The organism is Streptomyces sp. NPDC001914 (genome assembly GCF_042891215.1).
Lineage (GTDB): Bacteria > Actinomycetota > Actinomycetes > Streptomycetales > Streptomycetaceae > Streptomyces.
Genome location: NZ_JBIASW010000001.1, coordinates 191,034 through 214,395, shown reverse-complemented (window position 1 = coordinate 214,395; position 23,362 = coordinate 191,034). Strand labels below are relative to the sequence as shown.

The following is a 23,362-nucleotide window of genomic DNA, read 5'->3' as shown; positions in this document are numbered from 1 at the left end:
CGGGCGCGCGACCGTCACCCTCGGTGAGTTGGAGTCCCGTCGGCAGGCGGTGATGAGGGCACGCCCTCTCGGATCTCGTGCAGCGCCTCGCCGAACATCGTGCGGGCCCGGGTGAACCAGTCCGCCAGCACCGCGATCTCATCCGGTCCGTAGTCGGCGAAGAGCGACGCCAGTCGCTGATAGACGGGGCCGTAGATCTCGAGCACGCGTTCTTGAGCGGTCTCCTCCATGACCACGTACACGCGTCGACGGTCGCCCGGGTCCGCGGTGCGCCGGATGTAGCCCGCCTTCTCCAGGCGGTTCAGCACTCCCGTGACCGCTCCCGTGGTCAGCCTGGCCCGTTCCGCGAGATCGCCCGCGACCAGTGACTCGCCGGCCATCGACGCCTCCATGAGGAAGCCCAGGCAGGTGAGGTCCGTGACGTTCAGACCCATTCTGCGGGCGATGTCCTGCTGCCCGAACTGGGCGGTGGCGATCATCCGGTCCATGGCGTAGAGAGCCTGGTCCGCCGTCGCGGCCGGGCGCTCCTTGTGATCACTCACGAGTCCTCTTAGTATCTAAGATAATTAGCTCGCGAGGTAAGAGATCTCGCGATGGGGTCATCCCTACCATTTTCACAGCTCTCAAGGAGCGCGATCATGTTCATCCACGGTGACGACGACCACGACCTGGGCCACACGGTTGCCGGGTGGACCGGTACGGGCCTCGCGGCGCTGGGATTCGGGCTGTGCGGATTCGCGATGGTCAGGTCGTCGGGGCTTCTCGCGCTCGCGGGAGCGGCGGTGCTGGCCCTGGCCCTGCTGACCACATGGGCGCTTCACCTGGCGGGCTGGGGCAAACCGAGCGGGCCTCGCCCGGCCGCCCAGTGGGACTGGCGCGTCAGGGACGTCACCGCCCGCGACGGTCACGACGACTGCCTCGGCTGCCGTCTCGCGGGCCGACGGGCGCCCCGCCGCCAGGTCGCGGAACGATCCGCGGAAGCGGCCGTCGCCGACGCCTGAACTCGGTGGCCGGTGGTTGGGCTCGGCGCTTCCGTCCTGTCGTGGGCGTCTGCCGGATGACGGCGCGGTGCTGTTCCGGTGCCCCGTCGCGTGCACCCTCGGGCGTGGTCCGGTGTCGGCCCGACCGCTGCCCTGCCGTCGCCCTCCGGTTGACCGGTCAACCACGCATAGGTGCCTTCGAGTTGCACACAGCGAGGTTCGGTAGCACCGTAGAAGTAATGGGACTTCATGCCCACATCTCCAACAGCCTTCGCTGTGGACCGGGCCCCCTGTCGGCTGTCCTGCGAGTCTTCGCGTCGGCTGTTTCGTCCCCAGGTAACGAGCAACTGGCCGCATGCGCGTGCCGGTTCAGCTCCCACTTCGCCCCCGCCGAACCGGCCCTCAGGCCTTCCGGGCGTGGCGTCGCGAGCGGGTGCGGGGAACCACCACTGTGACGGGAATGCTTCCCGACTTCCTGGCTGCTGTCAGAAAGCCCCTGGCTTTGGGGCGAGTTGGATTTCCCGGCTGGTGGTACGGCCAAGGTCGCCGCTGCCTGCTGTGCGCTGTGTCAGGGCGGCCATCCCGATCGACCTGACTGACAGAAGGACTCTGTCATGGCCATCAAGACGACTGACCACTTGGTCCCTCACACGTCCACCCTCCACGCGAACGCGGGGCAGAAGGTCGAGCTCTTCGTGCGAGAGCACGACGGTACGCCTTCCGGTCCGCCTGGGAACCGCGAGGCCGTCCTCATGCTGCACGGCAGGAGCGTTCCGGTGCTGGCCGGATACGACCTCCAGCACACCTCGTACGACTGGAGCAAGGCGATCGCTCAGTCCGGCTACGACGTGTTCATGATGGACCTGCAGGGCTCGGGCCGGTCTCCGCGGCCCCGGATGGAAGACCCCTGCAACGTCAATCCGATGCAGCAGGGCGCCGTCACACCCCCGTTGTCGGGCCCGCGCACCCCAAGCTACCCGTACCTGCTGACCAACTCCCAGACCGACCAGGACGAGCTCAGCACCGTCGTTGAATACATCCGCGCGAAGCGCAACGTCGCCAAGGTGTCCTTCATCGGCTGGTCGGCGGCCGCGTTCGCCATGGGGCCCTACGCGATCAAGAACCCGGGGAAGGTGGAGAGCCTGTTCCTTCTCGCTCCGATCTTCCCTCCGCTGGGTCTCGCGAACGCGCCGACCCTGCCGGTCTCCGGGTTCCCCACCCACGTACTCACGCGGGTCGGTCTCGATACTGCCTGGGGCAAAGAGCTGAAGTGCACCGGTCAGCGCGAGACCGGCATGCTCGACGTCGTGTGGAGCGCGCTCATGGAGAACGATCCGCTCGGCAGCACCTGGGGGCCGATCCAGGGCGGACACCCCGCCGGCGTGAGTCGCTACCGGAACTTCGTGACATGGGGCTGGAACAAGACCGCGGCCGGGCAGGGCGGAGTGCTCGGCGGCAGCGTGCCCGTGCTCATCGTGCACGGCGAGTACGACTTCACGGCCAACACCACACCGCCCAGCCCCAACCCGGTGCTGGACTTCCACGTCCCCGCGCTCTACGCCGCCATCACGGGGCCTCACAAGATCCTCGTCACGGTGAAGTGCGCCGGGCACTCCATGCCTTGGGAAGAACAGCACAAGAACCTGCACAACGTGTCGAAACACTGGCTCAAGCACACGAACGTCGCCGGCAAGACCGAGGGACGCTACGAGATGGACCTGAACGGCACCATCAGCCCTGAGCCGTAGACGATCGACCTCGACCCGAGCCGGGCTGACGAACGTCGAGGAGTCGTCGAGCAGTGGCCAGGTCTGTCCGAAATCGGGTCGATGTCACCGCCTTGCGGAACTCTGCCCCGTGATGTCGCCCCAGCCGTGAGGATGGGGGTCACGCGACACGGGAGTGGTGACCATGGGCAGGGTACGGAACGGCGCCCCGGCGATCAGTCTGGCCAAGATGCAGGAGCGGGCCCCGGATCTGGTGAGCCTGTACAAGGCGGCCGGGGCCGGCGTGCGCACGCACGGTCTTGAGGGGGTGCGCGCCGCTGTCTATCTCGTCCTGGACCGCTCCGGTTCGATGCGGCCCTACTACAAGGACGGCACCATGCAGCATCTCGGCGAGCAGGTCCTCTCCCTGTCAGCACACCTTGATGACGACGGCACGGTGCCGGTGGTGTTCTTCTCCACCGACGTCGACGGATCCACCGACCTCAGGCTCGGAGGCCATCGCGGCCGCATCGACAAGCTGCACGAGAACCTCGGACACATGGGACGCACGAACTATCACTGGGCGATGGACGATGTCATCGACCACTACCTGGCGTCCGGCAGCGACGAACCCGCTCTGGTGGTCTTCCAGACGGATGGTGGCCCCACGAGCAGGTTCGCCGCCGAGAAATACCTGTGCAAAGCCGCCCGCCTGCCGCTGTTCTGGCAGTTCATCGGGTTCGGCGACCCCGATGACAACGAGTTCGCCTTTCTCCGTCGGCTCGACAACCTGGCTGTTCCCGGACATCGCGTCGTCGACAACGCGGGCTTCTTCCACGCGGGCCGCGATCCGCGCAAGGTGCGTGACGATCTGCTCTACGACCGGCTTCTGCAGGAGTTCCCCAGCTGGCTCGCGTCGGCTCGGGCGGCCCAGGTTCTGTGATGCGGGCCAAGAGTCCCAGCGAACCGGTTAGTTCAGAGGCTCGAAGAACGGGCGCTCCGGTGCGGAGGCGCCCGCCATGACGTCCTCGCCGCGCAGGTACGCCAACAGCCAGTCGCCGAACGCCATTTCGTAGAGGACGAACTCTCCGCTGTCCATTTCCTGCACGCCCACGGCCCACGGTGCCGAGGGCTCGTACGGTATGCGCAGGAAGATCGTCTCGGCCGATGTGCCCGTCGCGATCGGCAGCAGCTCCCCAGGGCGGGATCCCGCGCCGCCGGGAAGGAACTCCGCCGAATCCTCCTCCAGCCAGAACTCCATCGACTCCTTGAACCTTTCACCGAGGTTCCTGGTCGGGTGGCCGGGGTGATACAGGTACAGCCCGCCGCTGATCAGGACGGGGCCGTAGGCGTCGGTCACGGCCCGGAAGTCGGCGGGGAAGGCGACCTCGAGGTCCTGCTCCAGGCGCGTCCAGGGAGCGGGGTCGGACCAGTGGAAACCGGGTTCGCCCAGCAGCGCCTTGATGTCCTCGAGGGTTGCCATGGTCTCCCCTTACCGTCACGGGTGTGATCACGGGAGTGTGATCATGGGAGCATCCCATACCCGGTCGCGAGCGGACCCGTTCCCCTGTCGTCGAGGGCCTCGCGCGCTACGCGGTCCCGGATTCATGGGTGATCGCCAGCAGCGCCATGTCGTCGCTCCTCCGGCCGCCGGTGTGCTGGTGCACGTCGGCCAGCAGGGCGTCGAGGAGGGCGTCCGGACCGGCGTACCGCGTCAGGCCGGACCTCTCGGCAGGCTCGTAGAACTCCCCCTTCGCGTCGCGGGCTTCCGAGAGTCCGTCGGTGTAGAGCAGCAAGGTCGCGCCCTCCGGGAAGGTCACCGTGTCGACGTGCTCCGGACCGGCGGCGAGAGCGGTCAGGCCCAGGGGCAACGCCGGCCGGCTGGGTTCGACATACCGCACGGCATCCGGCAGGAAGAGCATGGGCGCCGGGTGACCGCGGTTGACCAGGCGGACCTTGTTCCCGTGCCGGGGGAATTCCGCGACCACGCTCGTGATGAACCCTTCGAGTTCCGTCACGCCCCCCGACTGCTCGATCTCGAGGGCGACGGCTCGCTCCAGCCGCTCCACGAGCGCGGTGAGACTGGGTTCCTGAAGGGCCGCCTCACGGAAGGTGCCGATGCTGTCCGCGACGGCCCGGACCGCGTTCAGACCCTTGCCGCGCACGTCGCCGATCACACAGCGCACACCGAACGGCGTGTCGACCACCGCGTAGAGATCCCCGCCGATCTGCGCGTCCGACTGCGCGGCCTCGTAGCGGGCGGCGAACCGCAGCGGCCCGCTCGCCCGAGGCGGGTCGCGCAGAACGGCCCGCTGGACGGCGGCGGCGATGTCGCGGGCCGAACGAAGCTGGGTGTGCAGGTGATGGAGAAGGCGATTGAGGAACACCGAGATCACGGCCACCGTCGCGACCATGGCCAGTTCGCTGAACTCGGTGGCGGTTCCGTGGAAGCCGAAGTAACCGAACATGGCCAGGTCGAGGAGGAACGCCGTCACGCCCGTGACGACGGTCCCGCGCAGGGACAGCAGAGGCGCCGCCGTGAGGATCGCGGCCGCGTAGAGAGCCGCCGCGCTGACCGTGGGCGGAGTGGCGAAATCGATCACCACGGCCGCCCACAGCAGAACCGCCGGCAGCAGCGGCCGCCACCTTCCCAGCCGCTGCCACACCGTCAGCCCGGCCACGTGCTGCTCCAGACGTCGACTGGTTTCCCTGGCGGCCCAGGCTAAGGGCTGCCCGTCCGCCCCATCGCCCCATCCCGCTCCGGCTCGCACGTGACGTGACGGCTATGACCCGAACGCCGCACACCGGAGGGACACACGGCGGGTGGTCACGCGGCGAGCGTCGCCTGCCCGCGGGCGTAACACGCGGACCGCGGACCTTCCGGCAACTCCCGACTCATGCCCTCGGGGGCTCGACTTCCTGAATAATTCGGCACCCGGTACAGACGAAGAGGGGATCCGGTGACCCGTCGCACCAACACGTCCTGCCTGGGCATGGCCGTCAAGGGCTATCTGCTGCTGAACCTGTGGGTCGCCATCGGATACGCCCTGGCGCTGCCGGTCACCTTGCCCGACCTGATGGCGTCGCAGGACCCGCCGCTGTACGTCCAGGGCCCGCTCCAGCACGCGGTCCTCTACGGCGTGCCCGTCGGCGCCGCCCTGGGCGTGGCCCTGTTCGCGAGTCGCCGGGCGTCCGTCGCCCGATGGGCCGTCCTCGCTCGCGCGGCGGCGGTGCTGGTGCTCGGGCAGATCGCCGCCCACTGGGCCGCGGCCCGGTTCGACGCGCCCGAGTGGACTGCGCGCGCCATGGCGCAGTGCGGAGCAGCCGGTCTCGCCGCGTACCTGTGCCTGGTGCTGGTGCGCAGGTGGGACAACCGCGGCCTCGCCCCGGGAGGCCGTCGTCCGGGTCCGGGCGAGATCTGGCACGCGGTGGTTCCGTTCCGGGACAACGAGGGCAGCAAGGAACGCTACTGCGTGGTCATGAGGAGCCGTCCCCACTACGCGGAGGTCCTCAAGATCACCAGCCAGAACAAGGACCACCGCGACGACCACATTCGCATGCCGAACGACGGCTGGGACCTCACCTCGGGCAAGGCCCACTGGGTCGAGATCGGCCTTCACCCGTTGCGAGTTCCCTACCAGGACTTCACCGACGGCCGCCCGAAGGGCCGTTGCCCGCGGCCGGTCTGGCGCCGGCTCCGGGCCGAGAACGTGGAAACCGCGCCATCCAGGGTGTGAGAAGCCTCGGGATTCCGGGCGATCGGTGAACTCCGGCCGGATCAGCCGGACTTCAACGGGCGGTGGTGTGGGGGAGCGTGAAGCGGAAGGCTCCCGCTCCGTTGCCCAGCTGGAGCCACAGGTACTGGGGCTGGGTGACGACGCGCAGGGCGATGTCCGCGCAGCCCGGGCACCGGGCGGTCAGGCCCGGCTCGGGACCGTACACGTGCAGTTGAGCCACGGTCGACGGCAGCCTGCAGGAGGGGCACAGCCGCCAGGCCGTGGTCGGGTCGATGGCGAAGACCTCTCCGAGCGGGCCGGCCAAGGCATTGCCGTCAAGGTACAGAGGATGCTGGTTCATCGTGTCTCCCTTCGGTGTCAGCCGAAGCGTTCGGTTCGGATCTGGCCGGCCGCGTATCCGGTGGCCAGGAGGAGCGTGCTGACGTGCTCGACGAAGCCGGTCGGGCCGCAGACGTAGCAGCGCACACCCGTCGGGGGCGGCAGCCCCAGCAGGTCGCGTTCCGTCATACGTCCGGCAGCGCGCTCGGAGTCCTCCGGTGCCCTGCGGGTGTAGAGACGCCGGACGTCTGCGGAGCCGTCGACGGCGTCGAGCTCCGCTTCGTACCAGACCTCATCCGGGTCACGCACGGAGTAGACGACGGAGCAGGGTTCGTCCGACGGTGAGGCCAGCCGTGACCGCAGGATCGCCATCAAGGGCACCACACCGCAGCCTCCGGCGATCAGGAGCAGGGGGCCACCGTCCCGTGGTGTCCACACGAACCAACCTCCGAGCGGTCCCTTGACCTCGACCTCCGCGTCCACGGGCAGGACATCGGCGAGGTACGGCGACACCTCGCCGCCCGGTACTGCCTGGACGCCCAGTTCGATGGTGTCCTCGTCGGCGGGTGCCGCGAGCGAGTAGCTCCGTACGGCCTGGTATCCGTCGTCGGCGGTCAGCCGGACATCGACGTGCTGACCGGGCAGGTGGCCCGGCCACCGCGGCACCTCGAACCGCAGCGTACGGCCGGTCGCGGTCTGGTCCGTCCGCTCCGTGAGGCGGGCCCGTCGCCAGCCGTGCATCAGTCGCTCCAGTAGCGCTGCTCACGCCAGGGGTCGCCGTAGTCGTGGTAGCCGGCCGACTCCCAGAAGCCGGGTTCGTTCTCCAGGGTGAGACGGAGACCCTTGACCCATTTCGCCGACTTCCAGAAGTACAGGTGGGGGATCACCAGACGGGCCGGACCGCCGTGGTCGGGGGAGAGCGCGAAGCCGTCGAAGGAATGCGCCAGCCACGCCTTGCCGTCGGTGACGTCCTCCAGCGGAAGGTTGGTGGTGTAGCCGTCGAAGGACTCGGCGACGACGAAATCCGCCGCGGTTTCCACCTCGTCGAGGAACACGTCGAGGGAGACGCCGCGCCAGGTGGTGTCGAACTTCGACCAGCGGGTCACGCAGTGGATGTCGACGGTGGGCTCCTCCTGCGGAAGGTCCATCATCTGTTCCCACGTCCACGAACGGCTCTCGCCCGCCTCGCTGGTCACGGTGAACGACCATCTGTCGGAGGCGATGCGGGGAGTGGGCCCCGCGGACAGGACGGGGAACGACTCCGTCGGGTACTGCCCTGGCGGCAGCCGACCTTCGAACGCGTGGGTCTTTCCGTGGAAGCCCGGCGACAAGCCGTCCATCCGGCGTCCTTCCTCTCGCTCGACCTCGGCCTCTGCCCGCTCCTGGCCGAGGTCGGACCGGGCATGGTGCAGGCGCACCGCATCCCCTCCCTCTCCAACCCATGATCCGCGCCCCTGGTACGGGCGCAACCCCGGTCCCACGGAACGAAAGATCACAGCCGTGGACGGCAACAACATGCCGGCGGGTGCACTTTTATGCGGGCGTGTGATCAGACCAGGCCGATGCGGCGTGCCGTGTCCTCGTTGTGCTTCATGTGTTCGTGCGCATCGCTTCCGAGCGCGGTGATGAGGCCGGCGACGACGGTCTCGATGACCGCGAGGGTGGGCACCAGGCTGTCGTACGGCGAGGGGGCGTCGACATGGCTGGGCAGGACGACTTCCGCGTGGGACGCGGCGGGTGAGAGCCAGGTGTCGGTGAACACGACGACCTTTCCGCCGCGTTCCCGGGTGAGCTGCGCGAAGGCGAGCTTGTCGTGTTCGTAGCGGCGGTAGTCGAAGATCACGAGAACGTCCCGGCGGGTGAGCGCCGAGAGCGCGGCGGCCCGCTCGACGTCACGTTCGGGCAAGAAGCGTACGTCGTCGCGCAGTTGCATCAGGTGCAGGCCGAGGTACTGGGCCAGCAGGTGGGTGAAGCGACCGCCCACCAGGGTGATGCGGCGTTTGCGGTCGGACAGCAGGGTGATGGCGTGTTCGAGGTCGTGGGCCGGGGTCTCGGCCAGCGTCTGTGCGACGGCGGTGGTGAACAGCGTGCTGCTGCGGGCCATGAGACCGGCGGCCGAGTCCGCGGCATCGGCGTCGTCGGCGGCCGCGTACAGGGAGAGCGGAGAGGCGTTGCGGTCGTTGAGTTCGGCGCGCAAGGCCGCCTGGAAGTCGGGGAATCCGCTGTAGCCGAGGCGATTGACGAAGCGCAGGACGGTGGGGGCACTGACAGCGGCGCGTTCGGCGAGGGTGGCGATGGTCTCGAAACCGCTGGAGGGGTAGGCGGCCAGCAGGACGCGGGCGACTTTGCGCTCGGCGGGACTCAGGATGCCCAGCTTCTGGCGGATGTCGTCGGCGAGGGTGCCGGGGGCCATGTCGGGTTCCTTTCCCACAATGCGCTGCACGGTTGTCGAGCCTAGTGCCCGGGCGGGCCAGGGGTGGGGTCGGCCGTGCGTCGTCTGCGGGCCGGCCCCACGCTGCTGACGTGCCGGGTCAGGGGGCGGTCATCGCGAAGCGACGGCGATGTCCATGTCGATGAGCGTCTGCGCCTGTGTGCCGTCGCCGCTCCACGCGGTGAAGCGGGACTTCTTGGCGAAGGTGACGGTGAAGCGCGGCCCGGCCTCGTACGTGGAGGCCGTCGCGGTCCGCTGTACGCGGGTCGAGGCGAGGGCGCGGGCGGTGGAGCGGAAGGAGTACGGGACGCCCGCGGGGTTGGCGGCGGAGTAGAAGACGTCGGAGTTGGCGGGCACGGGGGCGTCGGTGGGGGTCAGGCGATGCTTCGTACGGGCCGGCAGGGCAGTCCAGTGACGGGCGTCGTAGCGGTCGCCGTCGGTGAGGTACGTGTAGCCGGCCCTGTCGAGGTTCCAGCCGGCCGTGGTGGTACGGGTGCGGGCGTCACGCAGGTCGAGGACTCCGACGCCGGCGGGGCCCAGGACGCTCAGGGCCTCGCCGTCGGTGCCGGGGCGGTCGACGATCAGGGCCGTGTTCTCGTCCAGGGTGTAGACGCGGTCGTGGCCGGTGTCCGCGGCGAGCCGCAGGGCGCGGCCCTCGCGGCCGGAGGTGCCGGTGTGCGTGTCGACGAGGCCGGTGCGCAGGAAGCCGAACCCTCCGTCCGGGAAGTAGCCGAGTCGAGTGGGGTCCTCGAAGTAGCCGGGCGTGCTGCCGTCGCGCAGGGCTTGGTAGGAGTCGCCGCCGCTGACCATGTCGGGGCCGGAGGCGATCTGGGCGCCGGCCGAGGAGCCCGCGACGACGGCGCCCTGGGCGAGTTTGGCGCGGATCGCGGCCAGGACCTTGGAATCGGTGTGGGCGGCGCCGTGCAGCAGGGTGGTGAGGTAGCGGGCCTGGTCGCCGCCTCCGAAGAAGAACCCGGTCATCGAGTTCACCTGGGCGACGACGGCGTCGGAGTCCGCGTTGTCGATGTGGTCGAGGTCCACGGGGATCCACTGGGCGTCCGCTGCTCCGTGCTTCGTGAACAGGGAGGAGTAGTAGTCGCCGTTGCAGGCCGAGTTGCTGCACCGGTCCGGGTCGCCCGCGTCGGGGTCCTGGCTCTGGGGGATCGAGGCGGCGGTGATGACGCCGATGCGGGCGTCGCTTCCGCCGGCGCGCCGAAAGATTTCGCCGTAGACCTGGGTGTTGTCCTCCTTCAGGGCGCCGCCGACGAGGACGAGAGAGCCGCGGTGCGGCGGGGAGGCGCGATGGCCGGCATGGGCACTCGGGGCCGTGGTGCACGCGAGGACGAGGAGCGTGGTGCCGGCGAGGATCGCGCGGCGCCCGGTTCCGGGTGGAATACGCATGGTGCCTCCGTGGGGTGGTGTCGAAGGATGCGGGGAGGGGAGTCCGTCGGCAGGAGGCGGGTGTTCGGTCCTGCCGACGACTGAGGGAGCCAGCCTCGGACGGAACGGTGCCCAGGTGGTCGTCGCTGTGCGTACCGGCCTGGGCGGTGAATGGTGCGCGGTGAACGGTGGTCGGTGGTCGGTGGTCGGTGGTCGGTGCGCGGTGCGCGGTGCTCGGTCAGGACGTGCCGGTCTGGCTGCCGAGCGAGGCGATCAGTGCGGCCAGCAGGGCGACCCGCTGGGGAACACTGGCTGTGTCCAGCCATTCCTGCGGGGTGTGATCGGAACCTCCGACGGGTCCCAGACCGTCCAACACGGGTACACCCGTGCCGGCGATGAGATTGGCGTCGCCGACTCCGCCGGTGGTGGTGGCGCCCAGTGCGAAGCCCAGGGAGGCCGCCGCGGCCTGCGCCGCGGCGAGCATGCGTCGTGAGCCGGCCGTGTCCTCCATGGGCGGGCACAGGTCGAGTTGTTCCAGCGTGATGGTCGTGCCGGGTACTTCGGGGCGGTCCGCCGCTTCCTGGATGGCTGCCTTCACGCGTCGCACGTCGGCGCTGGTGGCGGCTCGTACCTCGACGAGGAGTTCGGCCGTGGGGCAGACGATGTTGGCGCGGGTTCCCGCCCGTACGACACCGACGTTGACGGTGACGCCGTCCCAGCGGCCATTGAGGGCCTGGAGTGCCACCACGAGGTGGGCTGCCGCGAGCGCGGCGTTGGCGCCTCGTTCGGGTTCGATGCCGGCGTGGGCGGCCCGGCCGGTGACGGTCAGGCGGAAGTCGGCGACGCCCTTGCGGGCGATGACCAGGTCGCCGTTCTCCCGTGCGCATTCCAGACCCAGACCGTAGTGCGTGCCACGGGCGGCGTCTTCAGAGATCTTGCGGCTGGAAGGGGATCCGATCTCCTCGTCCGGGGTCGCGAGGAAGACGAGCTCGGCATACTCCTCGACCTCCTCCTCGCCCAGGATCTCCAGGGCGAGCAGCCCGGCCAGGAGGCCCCCCTTGTCGTCGCTCACGCCGGGGCCGTGCGCGATGAGTCCGTCCAGACGAAACGGACGCTCGGCCGCGGTGCCGTCGTCGAAGACGGTGTCCATGTGCGCGGCGAGCAGAATCCTGCGTCCACCCCGCGCTTCGGGCAACCGGCCCTGCTTCCGGGCGACGAGGGCGTCCCCGACCGGGCGGCCATGGGCGCTGGGCAGTTGGACGCGCTCGACGGTGAAGGCGAGCCGGTTCAGGCGGTCCTGCACCCAGTCGGCGACTTCGTTGACGCCTTCGAGACTGTAGGAGCCGGAGTCGATGGCCACGAGTTCGGACAGGTCGGCCAGATACCGGGGCTGGTGCGTGCGAGCGGATGACAGCAGATCGGCGACACGGGGCCGCCGGCACGGCGGGGCGCTCACAGGACCTTCGACAGGAACGCGCGCGTACGCTCCTGCTCCGGTGCGACGAGCACGGTGCGTGGATCGCCGACTTCCACCACGACGCCGTCGTCCATGAAGACCGCGGTGTCGCCCACCTCGCGGGCGAAGCCGATCTCATGGGTGACGACGACCAGGGTCATTCCGTCGGCCGCCAACTGCCGCATCACGTCGAGCACATCGCCGACGAGCTCGGGGTCGAGCGCGGAGGTCGGCTCGTCGAAGAGCATCAGCTGCGGATTCATGGCCAGAGCCCGGGCGATGGCGACGCGCTGTTGCTGTCCGCCGGAGAGCTGGGAGGGGTAGTTGGCGGCCCGGTCACCCAGACCGACGCGCTCCAGCAACTGCTGCGCCCGCTCGCGTGCTTCGGTCTTGGAGATCTTGGAGACCTTCACCGGCGCCTCGGCGACGTTCTCCCAGGCGGTCATGTGGGGGAAGAGGTTGAAGCGCTGGAAGACCATGCCGATGTTCCGGCGCCGCTCGGCGACCTCCCGCTCGCGCAGTTCGTAGAGCTTCGTGCCCTGCTGGCGGTATCCGACCAGCTCTCCGTCGACGGTCAGCTTTCCGCCGTCGACCTTCTCGAGGTGGTTGATACAGCGCAGGAAGGTCGACTTGCCCGAGCCCGAGGGCCCCAGCAAGCAGCACACCTGCCCTCGTCCGACCGTGAGATCGATGCCCTTGAGCACATCGAGCTTCCCGAAGCGCTTGCGTACGCCTTCGGCGCGCACCATGGGGGCGTTCATCGGCCCGCCTCCTTGTTCGCCTTGCGGAGCAGCCCCGCGGCGGTGCCGAACATCCGGTTCATGACGGAGACGTCTCCGGCGCGAGCGGTCCCGCGGCCGTAGCGGCGTTCCAGCCAGGCCTGGGGAACGCTCAGCAGCGTCACCAGGGCGAGGTACCAGATGCTGGCGACGACCAGCAGGGGAATGACCTGGTAGTTCTGTGCGTAGACGTCCTGGATGTTGGACATCAGGTCGTGGGCGGAGATCACCGAGACGAGCGCGGTCATCTTCAGCATGTTGATCGTCTCGTTGCCCATGGGCGGGATGATGACGCGCATGGCCTGGGGAAGAACGATCCGCCGCATCGTGAGCGCCGGACGCATGCCGAGCGAGTGCGCCGCTTCGGCCTGGCCGATGTCGACGGACTGGATGCCGGCCCGCACGATCTCCGAGGCGTAGGCGGCTTCGTTGAGGCCGAGCGCGAGCAGCGCCGCGACGGCGGGGGTGAGCAGGGCGTTCGTCTCGGCCTGGAAGAAGGTGACATCGGTGAAGGGAATGCCGATCTTCACATACTGGTACAGGGCCGCGGCGTAACCCCAGAAGATGATCTGTACGAGCAGGGGAGTGCCGCGGAAGATCCAGACGAAGAGCGTGGCCAGCCCGTACAGGACGGGGCTGCTGGACAGCCGCATGACCGCGATCAGTGTTCCGAGGCCGAGACCGAGGGCCATGGCCGCGGTGGTGAGCCAGAGCGTGGTGGTGAGGCCGTCGAAGATCAGGGGGGCGAACAGGTAGTCACCGATGATGTCCCAGTGCAGGTTGCGGTTCTTGGCGAGCGAGCCGACGAGACCGGCCAGTGCCAGGAGCGAGGCGGCCGCGGCCAGCCACCGGCCGTAGTTGCGGACCGGGACGACTTCGAGATCCTGCGTACGTGGCTCGTCGTTGCGGACGGTGCCCACGCCGGCCTTGGTGTCCGTCACCACTAGTCCACCGCCGCGTTCTTGGTGGCTTCCTTGACGGCGATGGAGGCCACGCCGTACTTGGTGTAGATCTTGGTGAGGGTGCCGTCGTCGATCAGGGCCTGCAGGGCCTTCTGGATCGCGGCGGTGAGTTCCGGCAGCTTCTTGGTCACGGCGATGCCGTTGGGCGAGGCGTTGTACCCGCCGGGAGCCGTGGGATCGTCGACGAGGTCGAACGCCGCCCCGTCGTCGGCCTTCTTGGCCGTCAAGCCGGCCGCGGGCTTGGTCAGTACCTGAGCGGCCACCTTGCCCGCACGCAGGGCGAGTTGGGCGTCGGAGTCCTTCGGGAAGGCCTGGATGGCTATCTGTTCCCCGCCCGCCTTCTCGCACACCGACTGGTGGGACTTCAGCAGGTCGAGCTGATTGGTCGCACTCTGCACGGCGACCTTGTGTCCGCACAGGTCGTCCAGGGTGCCGATCTTTTCCGGGTTGCCGTCGGCGACCAGGATGCCCGAGCCGGACTGGGAGTAGTCGACGAAGTCGACGACCCGCTGCCGCTCCTTCTTGTCCGTGATCGCCGACATCGCCGCGTCGAACTTGCCGGCCTGGATGGCCGGGACGATTCCGTCGAACTTCTGCGGGGTGAACACGAACCGCACGCCCAGCTTGGCCCCCAGCGCCTGGCCGAGGTCGTAGTCGAGGCCGGTCAGCTCGCCGGAGCCCTCCTTCACGAACATCTCGAAGGGCGGGTAGGGCACATCGGTGGCGACCTTGACCGTGCCGGCCTTCTTGATCGCGTCGGGCAACGCGTCGTGCAGCGCATCGTCCTTCTTGATCTGCACCCCGGCCACCGAGACCTTGGCCGCGGCGGCGGGAGTGGTGTTGTCGTTTCCACAGGCGGAGAGCAGCGCAAGGGCCGTGGCGGCAGCGGCGGCGGCGGCCGCCGTGCGGCGGGTCGGACGAGCATTCATCGCGGTCGAACCTCTCGAAGGATCTCTGCTGACGGTTCACCGCCAGCTCCACGACAGGGAAGTTGCAGATCGACGCGATGGAACGCTAGATGTATCACCTATTACGTTCATGCAACCTGAGTACCGAGCGTGTCCGATGGGGATCAAAAGGGCGGCCGGTCTCGTCGTTCGTGTCTGCCTCACGCCGATCGAGTGGAAAATCCATGCGAATCTGCCGAGGATCTGTACTTTCCGCTACCGCGCATCGCGTGACGGACTCGGGCGCGGACGCGTCAGGTGCCGGGCAGCGCCACCGGTGTCCCGAACCGCACGGGCACACCGGGCGCGTACAGCACGCTGGCCGGGGCCTCCTCCGGCCGGGACAGGCCCGCGGCCGCGATGAGTGAGTCGTCCCAGCCGAGGAGGGAGCAGCGGCGGAAGGACCACTCGGGGTGGGTGTTGGGAAGGTAGTAGGAGTGTCCGAACGCGTGTCCGTGCAGGCCCCAGCGGTTCGTGAGGAACTCCTCGACGGGGTCCGGAGTCGCAGGGGCGGTGTCCACGGCGAGCCATACGCGAGCCCCCGCGTTCGATGATCCGCGGCGGCTGGTCCGGTACAGCAGGCGGTTGTCGAACCACCGGCTCTGGATGCGGGACCACCGGTAAGGGAGCCGGAAGGACGCGTCGGCGAGCAGGACGGGCACCAGCCGGTCGCATTCCAGTGAGCGGAACACCACTCCGCGGCGCCCCAGTGCGTCCCGGCTGTAGAGGCGGACGTTGACCTCGTCGAAGGATCCGAAATAGGGGATCGCCGGGGTGCCGCCCAAGGAGAGATCGCGCATGCGGAAGAAGACCAGGCCGACGTACGTACGGCCGTTGTGCAGGTCGGGGACCGTGCCGGGCGGCAGAAGCCCGGCCACCTGGAACGGATCCGCAGGCCAGTGCAGGAACACCAGGTCGCGCCAGTTCTGCCGGAACAGCATCCGCCGCACCTCCCGCGGGGCGCGAGGGGTGACGGGCTCCACGGGGTGCGGGGTCCGGGTCCGGTGGTGGGGACGGGGCGGTCCGGGATCGGGCACGGTTCCTCCTCGGCCGACCGCCTATCGCTCGATGTCGAGCGGGGCGTCACGGCCCGGCTTCACCAGACGGGCACGGGCCGAGAGTCCGGCGACGATGGCGTCCACCGCCTCGGCGACGGGCAGCCCCGCCGGCAGCGCGGGAGGTGTTCCGAGAACGGCTCGGCCGGCGAAACCCGTCTCCACATGGGGCAGCCGGATCTCCAGCACCGTGACCCCGGACCTCCGCTGCTCGCGCCGGACCGCTCGAAGCCAGGTGGAGAGTCCCGCCTTCGACGCGGAGTAGTCGGCCATTCCGGCCTGGGGCGAGTCGACGACCACGCCCGTGATCGCCGCGATCACTCCGCCCGGGTCGACGACGGGAAGGGCGGCTCGCAGGAACGCCATGGGGGCCAGCGCGTTGACGGTGAACAGGTGCTCGGCCACGGCGTCGCCGACCGACTCGGCCGGTCCGAAGGCGGTGCTGCCGACGCAGACGACGACTCCGTCCAGGCCGCCGAGTTCGCCGGCGGCCCAGGTCACCGTGCGCGCGCACTGTTCGAGGTCGTACGCGTCGAAAGCGCGGGCGGGGGCGTCTCCGCAAGCCCGGGACACACGGGCGAGGCCCGCGCGGTCGCGGCCCGCGACGGCCACGGCGACTCCCTGCTCGTGCAGCCGCAGAGCCAGAGCGGCGCCGAGGGTTCCCGTTGCGCCGGGAACCAGGACTCCCTTGCGACGGATGGGCATGCCATACCTCCCGTGCCCCGGACAGACCCGAGGCCATTGGGTGACTCGTCTCTCTTTTCCGCAGGTGATCGATCCCCGGATGCGGCAGTGGGCCCGTCACGGGCAACTCGCGCGGACGGCGCGCCCGCTCCTTCGGGACGCGGCCGGGCCCCGCCGCTGAGAACGCGCGGTTCCCTTGAGCATCCGGAGAGGCCACAGAGCTGGAAATAGATGCATGAAGCACCCCAAAAGGTGCGCCGATCCGTGGCAAGAGGAGAAGCAATGATCGTCAAGAAGCTGCACGATGCGGGCGTCGAGAGTGAACACGCCTACGCCGCGGCCTTCGCCTCCATCGGCCTCTCGCTCGTCTCCTGGCTGGCCTCCAACAAGCAGGAGAACCTGGAGCGGGCCGACCGCTGGGGCATCTTCGTGGGGGAATGGGCACCCACCTTCTTCGCCCTCGGGCTGGCGCTGGCCAACTACGAGGAGAACGACGCCGCGGAGGCCGAGCGCTGATCGGCCATGGAGACGAGCTCGGTGACGGAACTGCTCGACAGCGATATCCAGGATGTTCCGGCCAAGCGGCACATCGAACCGGGCATGCCGCCGACATGGGACGAGCTGGGGCTGCCGTCCATGTCGGCGATGCTCGTCGCATCGCTGAGCCGACGCGGAAGCCGCTCCTACGAAGCGGTGTGCCAGTGGCCTCGATGGCACGCGTTGAACGAACGCGCGCTCGCGGTGACGCATCATCCCCTGCTCATGGCCGAGTCGACCCGTCAGCTCGCCGCCGCCCTGGAGCTGTCGAACCTCCGGAGCGCAGACGCCGACCGGCTCCAGCCCGTCTCGGTGAACCTCGGCGTGGACCCGAGAACACAACCGATCGAGCGCGGCACCGCGTCGCACGTGCTGGTGCACGTCACGATCAGCGATCTCGTCGTACGAGTGGGTACTGTCGTCGCGTACCGCCTGACCGCCGAGTTCTTCGCCGCGGGCACGTACTTCGGGACCTGCGGCATGACGCTGGCCCGCCCCTCACGCCCCGGACCGGAGCCGGCCCCGGCATCGCATCCGGGCCTCCTGCGCCCCGCCCCGGCCGCCGTCGGCGCGTCGGCCGAACCGGACGTTCTGATCGCGCGTGGAGCACAGGGACGGCTCGTGATCGCCCCCTGCGACCCTGAGCACCCCGTGCTCCTCCCGGGCCGCCCCGCCCAGTTGCCGGCACTCGCGCTCATGGAAGCGGGAAGGCAGGCGACGCTGCTCTATCGGGGAGCCTTGCCGTCCGCCGTGGTCGGCATCGGCGTACGAATCGACGCGCCGGTGCCGAGCCGAGGGGCGTCCGTAGAGGTGGCGGCCGATGGCTGCGCCTCGCGCTTCGTCGTGAGGACCGACGAAGGGACCGCCGCGACGGGCACGGTCACTTTGTTGTGACTCGGGCCCCTCTGGAGTTCACCGCCCTCGCCGCACGCACAGTGTGCGACGGGCCCATTCCGCCCCTTGGCGCCAGGAGCGCACAGTACGGCGTGGTCAGTCGCTGGGGTGTTCATACATGGCAGTGGCGGTCGCGTCGTACGCCAAGGTGGAGATCGCGTCTGCGTATCCCCGGTCCAGCATCTGCCGTTCACGTGCTGTGTGAGGGCCCGCGGGGCGTTCGGCCAGTCGCGCCACGTGTTCCTCGTGCGCCTCGGCGATCTTCTCGGCGGTCGCCCGCCATACGGTGTCGTCCGCTACGCGCACCACTTCCACGCAGGCTGGTTGCATGCCCTCGGCCAGCGCGGCAGCGGCCCGGTCATGACCGTCGAGGAGCAGCCAGCCGTCCAGAAAGGACACCCACCACAGCAGGACCGGGGCGAGGGTGCCCTCCCGGGCGTGCTTGCGGTACGCCTTCACGCGCGAGGCATCCGGAGCCGACAGCGGACGCAGCGGCAAGACACCGTGCCAGCCACCCCCGCAGAGCAGTTCGAGGGTGGCCTCCGGCCAGTCCTCAACGAGGTCACCGTCCCAGATACCCGGAGCGAACGTGGAGCGCGAAGTCAGCAGCCAGCGCCCGTGGTCCAGAGGGCCCAGTCCCGTCTCCTCCAGCCACTGCGCGTATCGGTGCGGCCAGTTTGCCCCGTTCCGCATCGCCGCGGCGGTCAGAGGCGGCAGGGGGGAGCGGTGGCCGCACAGGCGACGCAGGTGGAGGTCGCGGCAGCAACCGTCGCCCTCCGACCGGGCCTTGAGCAGGGGCCGTTCCCCCTGCCGGAGGACCCACTCGCGGTCCGTAACCCGCTCGAAGCGCAGCGGAGGCGGACCTGACAGGCCGTCGGGTACGGCCAGGACGACACCGCCGCCGGGTAGAGGTTCCCTCGTTGCCTTGGCCATGGGATCAGTGTCAGCACAAGGAGTCCCTTCCCGGCAAAGGATTACTCCGACGCCGTGCGCCGAACCCGCAGGCTAAAGGCTTCGGCGGTGCGCTTCACGAGGAGCAACCGGATGGTGCCCCGGCGAGGAGCGGACCAGCGCAGCTCCTACCATCCACGTGTGCCGGGTGCTCCCTTGAAGGGGCCCTTTACGTCTGGGGTGATCCAGCCGCCGTAGAAGTCTCCGTCCTGGGCCTGGACCTCTTCGTCGCCGACGATGCAGCGGTCGACGCTGCTCGCGTAGAAGGCGAAGTGGTCCTTGAGGGCCGTGTAAGCCGGATTGGGGCCGGGGTAGCTCCAGGCGGCACGACTGCGCACCTCGTCGCCGATGATCAGGTCCCAGTAGCGTGCGCTGCCCTTCCATTCGCACCAGGAGGTTCCGTCGGTCGGGAACAGCAGATCGGTACAGACATCGCCCGGTGGGATGTAGAACGTCGGTGGGTGACTGGTCTCCAGTACCCGCAAGGCGCTTCGCGTCTCGGCGACCGTGCGGCCACCGCATTCCACCCGGACCGGGCGGTCGTCCTGTACAACGGCGGGAGGCCGTGGATAGTCCCAGACGGACTCGATCTCGCGACCGGTGGACCGGCTCATGTCGTCTCCTCGCCCTGAACGCACGCCCGCCGTTGGAGCGTGCGTCTTCTCTTCCCCGCCTTCCGCACCTTTGGATGAGATGTACCTGGGACCGGTTGGCGAAGTGCGCTGTCCACCGTCCAAAGGGCGATGCGGAACCCCAGCTCGGGCAGCGTCGCAAAGGGACGCATGCGAGCGGAGCCCCAAAGCGACGAAGAAGTCATCTCCTCCGTCCGCTCCGCCGTCCCAACACCCGCGAAGAGCAAGCCAGCCCGGTCCGGGATCACGTCCGGGGTGGTGGCTCGTTCCCGGAGTTCCGTTGCCCTTCGTCGGCGGAGTCTTGCGGCTTGTGGGCGGAGAGAGACTGCCGGTGGCGGGCGGCGGTGATCTGCCACACGTGTTCCGCCTCCGGGTGGCCCAGGCCGGCCGCCTTGGCGAGCCAGTGCATGGCCTCGCCCCTCCGCTTGCGCTTGGCGAGGTTCACCCCCAACGCGTACATGCCTTCGACGTCGCCCGATCTGGCCGCATGGCCGAACCAGATTTCTGCCATGGGGGTGTCCCTCGCCGCCTGGTACAACAGGCCCCGGTTCACCGCCGCGCCGACGAAACCGGCTCGGTACGAGCGTTCGTAGAGCGTGCCGGCCCGGCTGAGGTCGCCGCGCCTCTCGGCCAGGTGGCCCAGGATGTCCAGTGCGCCGGGGTGGTCCTCGGCCGCCTCCCGCTCCAGGAGCGCCTCTGCCTCGGGGTGGTCACCACGTTCGATCCGGATGCCTGCGAGGTGGACCGCGGCGTCACGGTGTCCGGCGGCGGCCGCCTTCTCGAAGTGCCGCTCGGCCTCCTCCTCATTGCCTGCCACCTTGAAGTGCAGTCCGAGGTTGTACCGCGAATCGACCCGGCCGAGGTCGGCCGCCTTGCGGTAGCACGCCAGCGCCTCCTCCACCCGGTCAGGATCCCCGCTGTCCATGAGGCACCGGGCGAGTCCGTGCACGGCTCCGACGTCCCCGGCGTCGGCGGCACGCCGGAACCAGACGGTCGCCTCGTCGAGCTCACCGGCTTCGAAGTGGAGCAGCGCCAGGTTGTACTGCGCGTTGACGTTGCCCGCCTCGGCCGCGCGGAGGTAGAGCCGACGGGCGTCCCCGGTCCGTTCGCGTTTCGCGAGACCGACCGCGCTGAAGTACGCGGTCCAGCCCTTCAGCCCACCGTACCTGCCCACGACAAACCCCCATGTGTCTGTGGAACGGGGCTGAATTGTCGCGCGGGTGCGCGACGCCGGGAAAGGGGGCGGCGGTCCCGGCGACACCGGGAAAGGGGGCAGCGGGCCCAGCGGCTCGGGTCGTCGACCACCCCTCAGTGGCTCACCGCCACCTTCACCGCCGCGATGGCGGCACCGATCGCGGCCAGCACGAATCCGCCCCACAGTGCGGCGACAGAAGCTCTGCGGCCGCTGAGCCATTCGACGATCCAGCCCGTCAGGGCCAGTCGCACCAGGATGACGGACGCCGCGAGCAGCTGGGCCGTCGCCGATGACAGCACTCCCCATGCGCCGAACGCCAGGAGAAGTGCCGACGGCGTCCCTGATGTGGCAATCGGCCACGCGTCACGTACGTCCCTGCGTACCGCGTGTGCCTGCGGTCGGGCCGGGGCCTCGATGCTCTGACCGACCAACTCGGCGAGCACATGCGCCACGAACGTTGAAGCGGCGGTGACCAGGACAAGGATCGCGGCACGCCCGTTGAGCGTGTGTTCGGTCCCGACGGACGCCACCGCCCCGAGGACGGTCACGTTTCCGTACACGTATGCCGTGGTACGGCGACGGGCAGACTCCACCGGCAAGGCGCCCTGGGGACGAGTTCGCAATCGTCGAGCAGACCCCTGCGCGGCATCCTGTTCTGAACCCACGACCAAACACCTCCGGACTCGCGCCCCTCGGGTCAGGCGGACGTTCGCCGATCGCCGGCAGGGACTCCCGCCGTCAGTCTGCGTACAAGGGGCCAGTACGCCAGGTATGGACACGGGCCACTAAGGACAGAGACTTCGACACCTGCTTCGGGTCGACTTGACCCGTTCCGTCGGTCGTGGGCCTGCGCCTCACGCTGGTCAGGGGGCTCTCAGCGGTCGAGCGGGCCGCAGGTCAATCGGTAGGCCTCTTCGATCCAGGGCTCCTTGCCGGGGTCCACGCCGCATCGGAGGAAGCCGGTGCTGCCGCCGGACCAGGTTGTCACGCTGCCGTAGACATCCGTGGCACGGCCGGGGCAGGTGACGGTGAAACTCGCCTCGGTGACCGTGACGCCGTCGGCCTGGACGAAGCGGCCGGGCGCTCCCAGGGTGCCGGACTTGATGGTGTCCCGCTTGCGGTCGGCGGTCGTCTGTCCCGGCATGGCCAGCATCCCGGGGGCGAGGGAGAGGTGATCGGCGAGCGAGGCGATGACGCGTCGGGTGGAGAGACCTTGCGCAGCGGTCTCCATACGGGCCCTCACCGTGCGAACGTGCACGGAGGGGTACTCGATCTCCCGCGTGTCGCCCTCGTGGATCGTCATCACCGGGGACACCTCGGTGAGCCGTCTCTCGTTCTGTGCCATGGCCCAGTGGATGTGCCCCGACCGACAGGAGGACACGGGGCGAGAGGCCGGCGCGGAGACCTTCGTCCTCGCCGCTTCCGCCGACGACGTACAGCCCGCCGCAGAAGGAGCGATCACGCAGAGCAGCGCCACCGCCGCCCACCCCCGAAGCAGTGTCATCCGCCCTCTCCCTCCCTCCACGATTTGGCACAGCCCGATGAAGGCGGCGTCCTGGTCTTCCGCTTGCTCGTCTGCCGGACCCGGCTGTTCGGGCAAGTGGACCGAAGATCCAGGAAGCAGCGACTGTAAGTCCTTTGACCAGCCAGAACAGAGTTCGTGACGCAGTCGTGACGCGCCGCAGCGGCGATTCTCGTGGGGCCGCCGGATACGACGCCACCTGAACGTCCTTCACGAGGGGTCGCATCCTCTCCACATTTCGCGATCGCCTACTGTCCCCTTCACGACGGGCCCTCGTTCTGGAGCGCAACGCTCCGGGGCCCGCTCCGAAGATGGGAAATCCATGCGCAAGATCGCCATAGGCGCCATCGCCTCCGGCAGCCTGGCCCTGTCCGTCCTGGCCACGCCGACCGCTTCGGCCGCCACGCCGGACTTCACTTTCTCGAAGGTGGTCGTCAACGGCGGCAAGGCGATCGTCGTCGGCATCAGCAACACGGTGAAGGTCCCGGTCACGTACACACTGACCCACCCCGCCGATGTCGTGCTCGACAACAAGACGAAGGCCGCCGGCATCCTCCTGTACCGGGGTTCGCTCGCCAGGAGCGAGAACGTGGTCGGGAACGACGAGGCCCCGACCTGCACCGTCACCGGCTCGACCGCCACCATGGTGACCGAGTCGTGCGAGGAGACCATCCTGGTCGATCCGTACTTCCTGTTCGAGGCCGCGGACGCCACTACTTGGCACGCCGCCGGCTACTACGGGCGCACCGACTCGGACAACGACGACTCCGACGGTCATGTGAGCCTGAACTACGCCGACGACATGTGGGGGCCCCTGGCCTCCGCGCAGATCAAGCGTGCCGCCAAGCTCACCGTGAACGCCGGCCCGGAGCCGGTCGTCAAGGGCAGGACCCTCACCGTCACCGGCAGCCTGACCCGCGCCACTTGGTACAGCTACAAGGACGCGACCTACACGGGCTACACGAGCCAGCCGGTCGCCCTCCAGTTCAAGGCCAAGGGTGCCACCGCCTACAAGACCGTCAAGACCATCACGTCCGGCACCTCGGGCACGCTCAAGACCACCGTCACGGCCTCGGTCGACGGCACCTACCGGTACTCGTTCGCCGGTACGACCACCACAGGCAGCGCAACCGCCACAGGCGACTACGTCGACGTGAAGTAGGCCTCAACCGGCTTCTCCCCGCTCGCTACGTCGG

26 protein-coding genes are annotated in these 23,362 nt (G+C 69.1%); 7 read left to right on the top strand and 19 right to left on the bottom strand.

The window, feature by feature from the left end:
- Positions 1–14: 14 nt before the first annotated feature.
- On the bottom strand, positions 15–488 hold the full coding sequence (locus ACFYYF_RS01050) for a MarR family transcriptional regulator (protein ID WP_361685140.1): 474 nt from the start codon (positions 486–488) through the stop codon (positions 15–17).
- A gap of 150 nt (positions 489–638) precedes the next feature.
- Here ACFYYF_RS01050 and ACFYYF_RS01045 point away from each other — a divergent pair, with 150 nt between their 5' ends.
- The 3 genes from ACFYYF_RS01045 to ACFYYF_RS01035 all read left to right on the top strand — a co-directional run bounded on the left by ACFYYF_RS01045 (position 639) and on the right by ACFYYF_RS01035 (position 3,629).
- The gene (locus tag ACFYYF_RS01045; RefSeq protein WP_388769958.1) at positions 639–1,001 is read left to right on the top strand and encodes an HGxxPAAW family protein; all 363 of its coding nucleotides are present in this window, start codon (positions 639–641) and stop codon (positions 999–1,001) included.
- A 593-nt stretch (positions 1,002–1,594) separates the two neighbouring features.
- A complete protein-coding gene (locus ACFYYF_RS01040; RefSeq protein ID WP_388769956.1) occupies positions 1,595–2,728 on the top strand; it encodes an alpha/beta fold hydrolase in 1,134 nt (377 codons plus the stop codon).
- A gap of 163 nt (positions 2,729–2,891) precedes the next feature.
- Positions 2,892–3,629 (top strand): VWA domain-containing protein, encoded by a 738-nt coding sequence (locus ACFYYF_RS01035; protein ID WP_388769953.1) that lies wholly within the window; start codon positions 2,892–2,894, stop codon positions 3,627–3,629.
- A gap of 27 nt (positions 3,630–3,656) precedes the next feature.
- Here ACFYYF_RS01035 and ACFYYF_RS01030 read toward each other — a convergent pair whose 3' ends face one another.
- Positions 3,657–4,169 carry an SMI1/KNR4 family protein gene (locus tag ACFYYF_RS01030; protein ID WP_388769950.1) on the bottom strand — a complete coding sequence of 171 codons (513 nt, stop codon included), beginning with the start codon at positions 4,167–4,169 and terminating at the stop codon, positions 3,657–3,659.
- Positions 4,170–4,275: 106 nt separating this feature from the next.
- Positions 4,276–5,367 carry a PP2C family protein-serine/threonine phosphatase gene (locus ACFYYF_RS01025; protein WP_388769947.1) on the bottom strand — a complete coding sequence of 364 codons (1,092 nt, stop codon included), beginning with the start codon at positions 5,365–5,367 and terminating at the stop codon, positions 4,276–4,278.
- Positions 5,368–5,646: 279 nt separating this feature from the next.
- Here ACFYYF_RS01025 and ACFYYF_RS01020 point away from each other — a divergent pair, with 279 nt between their 5' ends.
- A complete protein-coding gene (locus tag ACFYYF_RS01020; protein WP_388769944.1) occupies positions 5,647–6,423 on the top strand; it encodes a hypothetical protein in 777 nt (258 codons plus the stop codon).
- A gap of 52 nt (positions 6,424–6,475) precedes the next feature.
- Here ACFYYF_RS01020 and ACFYYF_RS01015 read toward each other — a convergent pair whose 3' ends face one another.
- From ACFYYF_RS01015 to ACFYYF_RS00965, 11 genes are all read right to left on the bottom strand, one after another.
- Positions 6,476–6,763, bottom strand: coding sequence for a DUF6510 family protein (locus tag ACFYYF_RS01015; RefSeq protein ID WP_388769942.1), 288 nt, complete (start codon positions 6,761–6,763; stop codon positions 6,476–6,478).
- A gap of 17 nt (positions 6,764–6,780) precedes the next feature.
- On the bottom strand, positions 6,781–7,482 hold the full coding sequence (locus tag ACFYYF_RS01010; RefSeq protein WP_388769939.1) for a ferredoxin reductase: 702 nt from the start codon (positions 7,480–7,482) through the stop codon (positions 6,781–6,783).
- Positions 7,482–8,081 carry a sulfite oxidase-like oxidoreductase gene (locus ACFYYF_RS01005; RefSeq protein WP_388771501.1) on the bottom strand — a complete coding sequence of 200 codons (600 nt, stop codon included), beginning with the start codon at positions 8,079–8,081 and terminating at the stop codon, positions 7,482–7,484. Before ACFYYF_RS01005 ends, ACFYYF_RS01010 begins: the two co-directional genes overlap by 1 nt.
- Before the next feature lie 209 nt (positions 8,082–8,290).
- Positions 8,291–9,154, bottom strand: coding sequence for a MurR/RpiR family transcriptional regulator (locus ACFYYF_RS01000; protein ID WP_388769937.1), 864 nt, complete (start codon positions 9,152–9,154; stop codon positions 8,291–8,293).
- Between the two features lie 129 nt (positions 9,155–9,283).
- Positions 9,284–10,573, bottom strand: a complete 1,290-nt coding sequence (locus ACFYYF_RS00995; RefSeq protein ID WP_388769934.1) for a cyanophycinase — start codon at positions 10,571–10,573, stop codon at positions 9,284–9,286.
- Positions 10,574–10,790: 217 nt separating this feature from the next.
- Positions 10,791–12,008, bottom strand: a complete 1,218-nt coding sequence (locus ACFYYF_RS00990) for a M20/M25/M40 family metallo-hydrolase (RefSeq protein WP_388769931.1) — start codon at positions 12,006–12,008, stop codon at positions 10,791–10,793.
- Positions 12,005–12,769, bottom strand: a complete 765-nt coding sequence (locus ACFYYF_RS00985) for an amino acid ABC transporter ATP-binding protein (protein WP_388769929.1) — start codon at positions 12,767–12,769, stop codon at positions 12,005–12,007. Before ACFYYF_RS00985 ends, ACFYYF_RS00990 begins: the two co-directional genes overlap by 4 nt.
- Complete coding sequence (locus ACFYYF_RS00980) at positions 12,766–13,728, bottom strand: amino acid ABC transporter permease (RefSeq protein WP_388769926.1); 963 nt, start codon at positions 13,726–13,728, stop codon at positions 12,766–12,768. The genes ACFYYF_RS00985 and ACFYYF_RS00980 overlap by 4 nt, the downstream gene beginning before the upstream one ends.
- Before the next feature lie 2 nt (positions 13,729–13,730).
- Complete coding sequence (locus ACFYYF_RS00975) at positions 13,731–14,678, bottom strand: ABC transporter substrate-binding protein (RefSeq protein ID WP_388769924.1); 948 nt, start codon at positions 14,676–14,678, stop codon at positions 13,731–13,733.
- Positions 14,679–14,950: 272 nt separating this feature from the next.
- Complete coding sequence (locus ACFYYF_RS00970; RefSeq protein WP_388769921.1) at positions 14,951–15,637, bottom strand: YqjF family protein; 687 nt, start codon at positions 15,635–15,637, stop codon at positions 14,951–14,953.
- A 117-nt stretch (positions 15,638–15,754) separates the two neighbouring features.
- A complete protein-coding gene (locus tag ACFYYF_RS00965; protein WP_388769918.1) occupies positions 15,755–16,456 on the bottom strand; it encodes an SDR family NAD(P)-dependent oxidoreductase in 702 nt (233 codons plus the stop codon).
- A 261-nt stretch (positions 16,457–16,717) separates the two neighbouring features.
- Here ACFYYF_RS00965 and ACFYYF_RS00960 point away from each other — a divergent pair, with 261 nt between their 5' ends.
- Both ACFYYF_RS00960 and ACFYYF_RS00955 read left to right on the top strand, forming a co-directional pair.
- Entirely contained in the window at positions 16,718–16,951 is a 234-nt protein-coding gene (locus tag ACFYYF_RS00960; RefSeq protein WP_388769915.1) for a hypothetical protein, read from the top strand.
- Between the two features lie 21 nt (positions 16,952–16,972).
- The gene (locus ACFYYF_RS00955; protein ID WP_388769913.1) at positions 16,973–17,866 is read left to right on the top strand and encodes a hypothetical protein; all 894 of its coding nucleotides are present in this window, start codon (positions 16,973–16,975) and stop codon (positions 17,864–17,866) included.
- A 96-nt stretch (positions 17,867–17,962) separates the two neighbouring features.
- On the opposite strand, the gene ACFYYF_RS00950 is transcribed toward ACFYYF_RS00955, so the two are convergent.
- The 5 genes from ACFYYF_RS00950 to ACFYYF_RS00930 all read right to left on the bottom strand — a co-directional run bounded on the left by ACFYYF_RS00950 (position 17,963) and on the right by ACFYYF_RS00930 (position 21,989).
- On the bottom strand, positions 17,963–18,799 hold the full coding sequence (locus ACFYYF_RS00950; protein ID WP_388769911.1) for a hypothetical protein: 837 nt from the start codon (positions 18,797–18,799) through the stop codon (positions 17,963–17,965).
- Between the two features lie 146 nt (positions 18,800–18,945).
- Positions 18,946–19,431: a DUF427 domain-containing protein gene (locus ACFYYF_RS00945; protein ID WP_388769909.1), complete on the bottom strand. Its 486-nt coding sequence runs from the start codon at positions 19,429–19,431 to the stop codon at positions 18,946–18,948.
- A 262-nt stretch (positions 19,432–19,693) separates the two neighbouring features.
- Positions 19,694–20,623, bottom strand: coding sequence for a tetratricopeptide repeat protein (locus ACFYYF_RS00940; RefSeq protein ID WP_388769908.1), 930 nt, complete (start codon positions 20,621–20,623; stop codon positions 19,694–19,696).
- A gap of 134 nt (positions 20,624–20,757) precedes the next feature.
- Complete coding sequence (locus ACFYYF_RS00935; protein ID WP_388769906.1) at positions 20,758–21,204, bottom strand: hypothetical protein; 447 nt, start codon at positions 21,202–21,204, stop codon at positions 20,758–20,760.
- A gap of 314 nt (positions 21,205–21,518) precedes the next feature.
- A complete protein-coding gene (locus ACFYYF_RS00930; RefSeq protein ID WP_388769904.1) occupies positions 21,519–21,989 on the bottom strand; it encodes a hypothetical protein in 471 nt (156 codons plus the stop codon).
- 499 nt (positions 21,990–22,488) lie between these two features.
- Here ACFYYF_RS00930 and ACFYYF_RS00925 point away from each other — a divergent pair, with 499 nt between their 5' ends.
- Positions 22,489–23,328, top strand: coding sequence for a hypothetical protein (locus ACFYYF_RS00925; protein ID WP_388769902.1), 840 nt, complete (start codon positions 22,489–22,491; stop codon positions 23,326–23,328).
- The last annotated feature ends 34 nt before the right edge of the window (positions 23,329–23,362 follow it).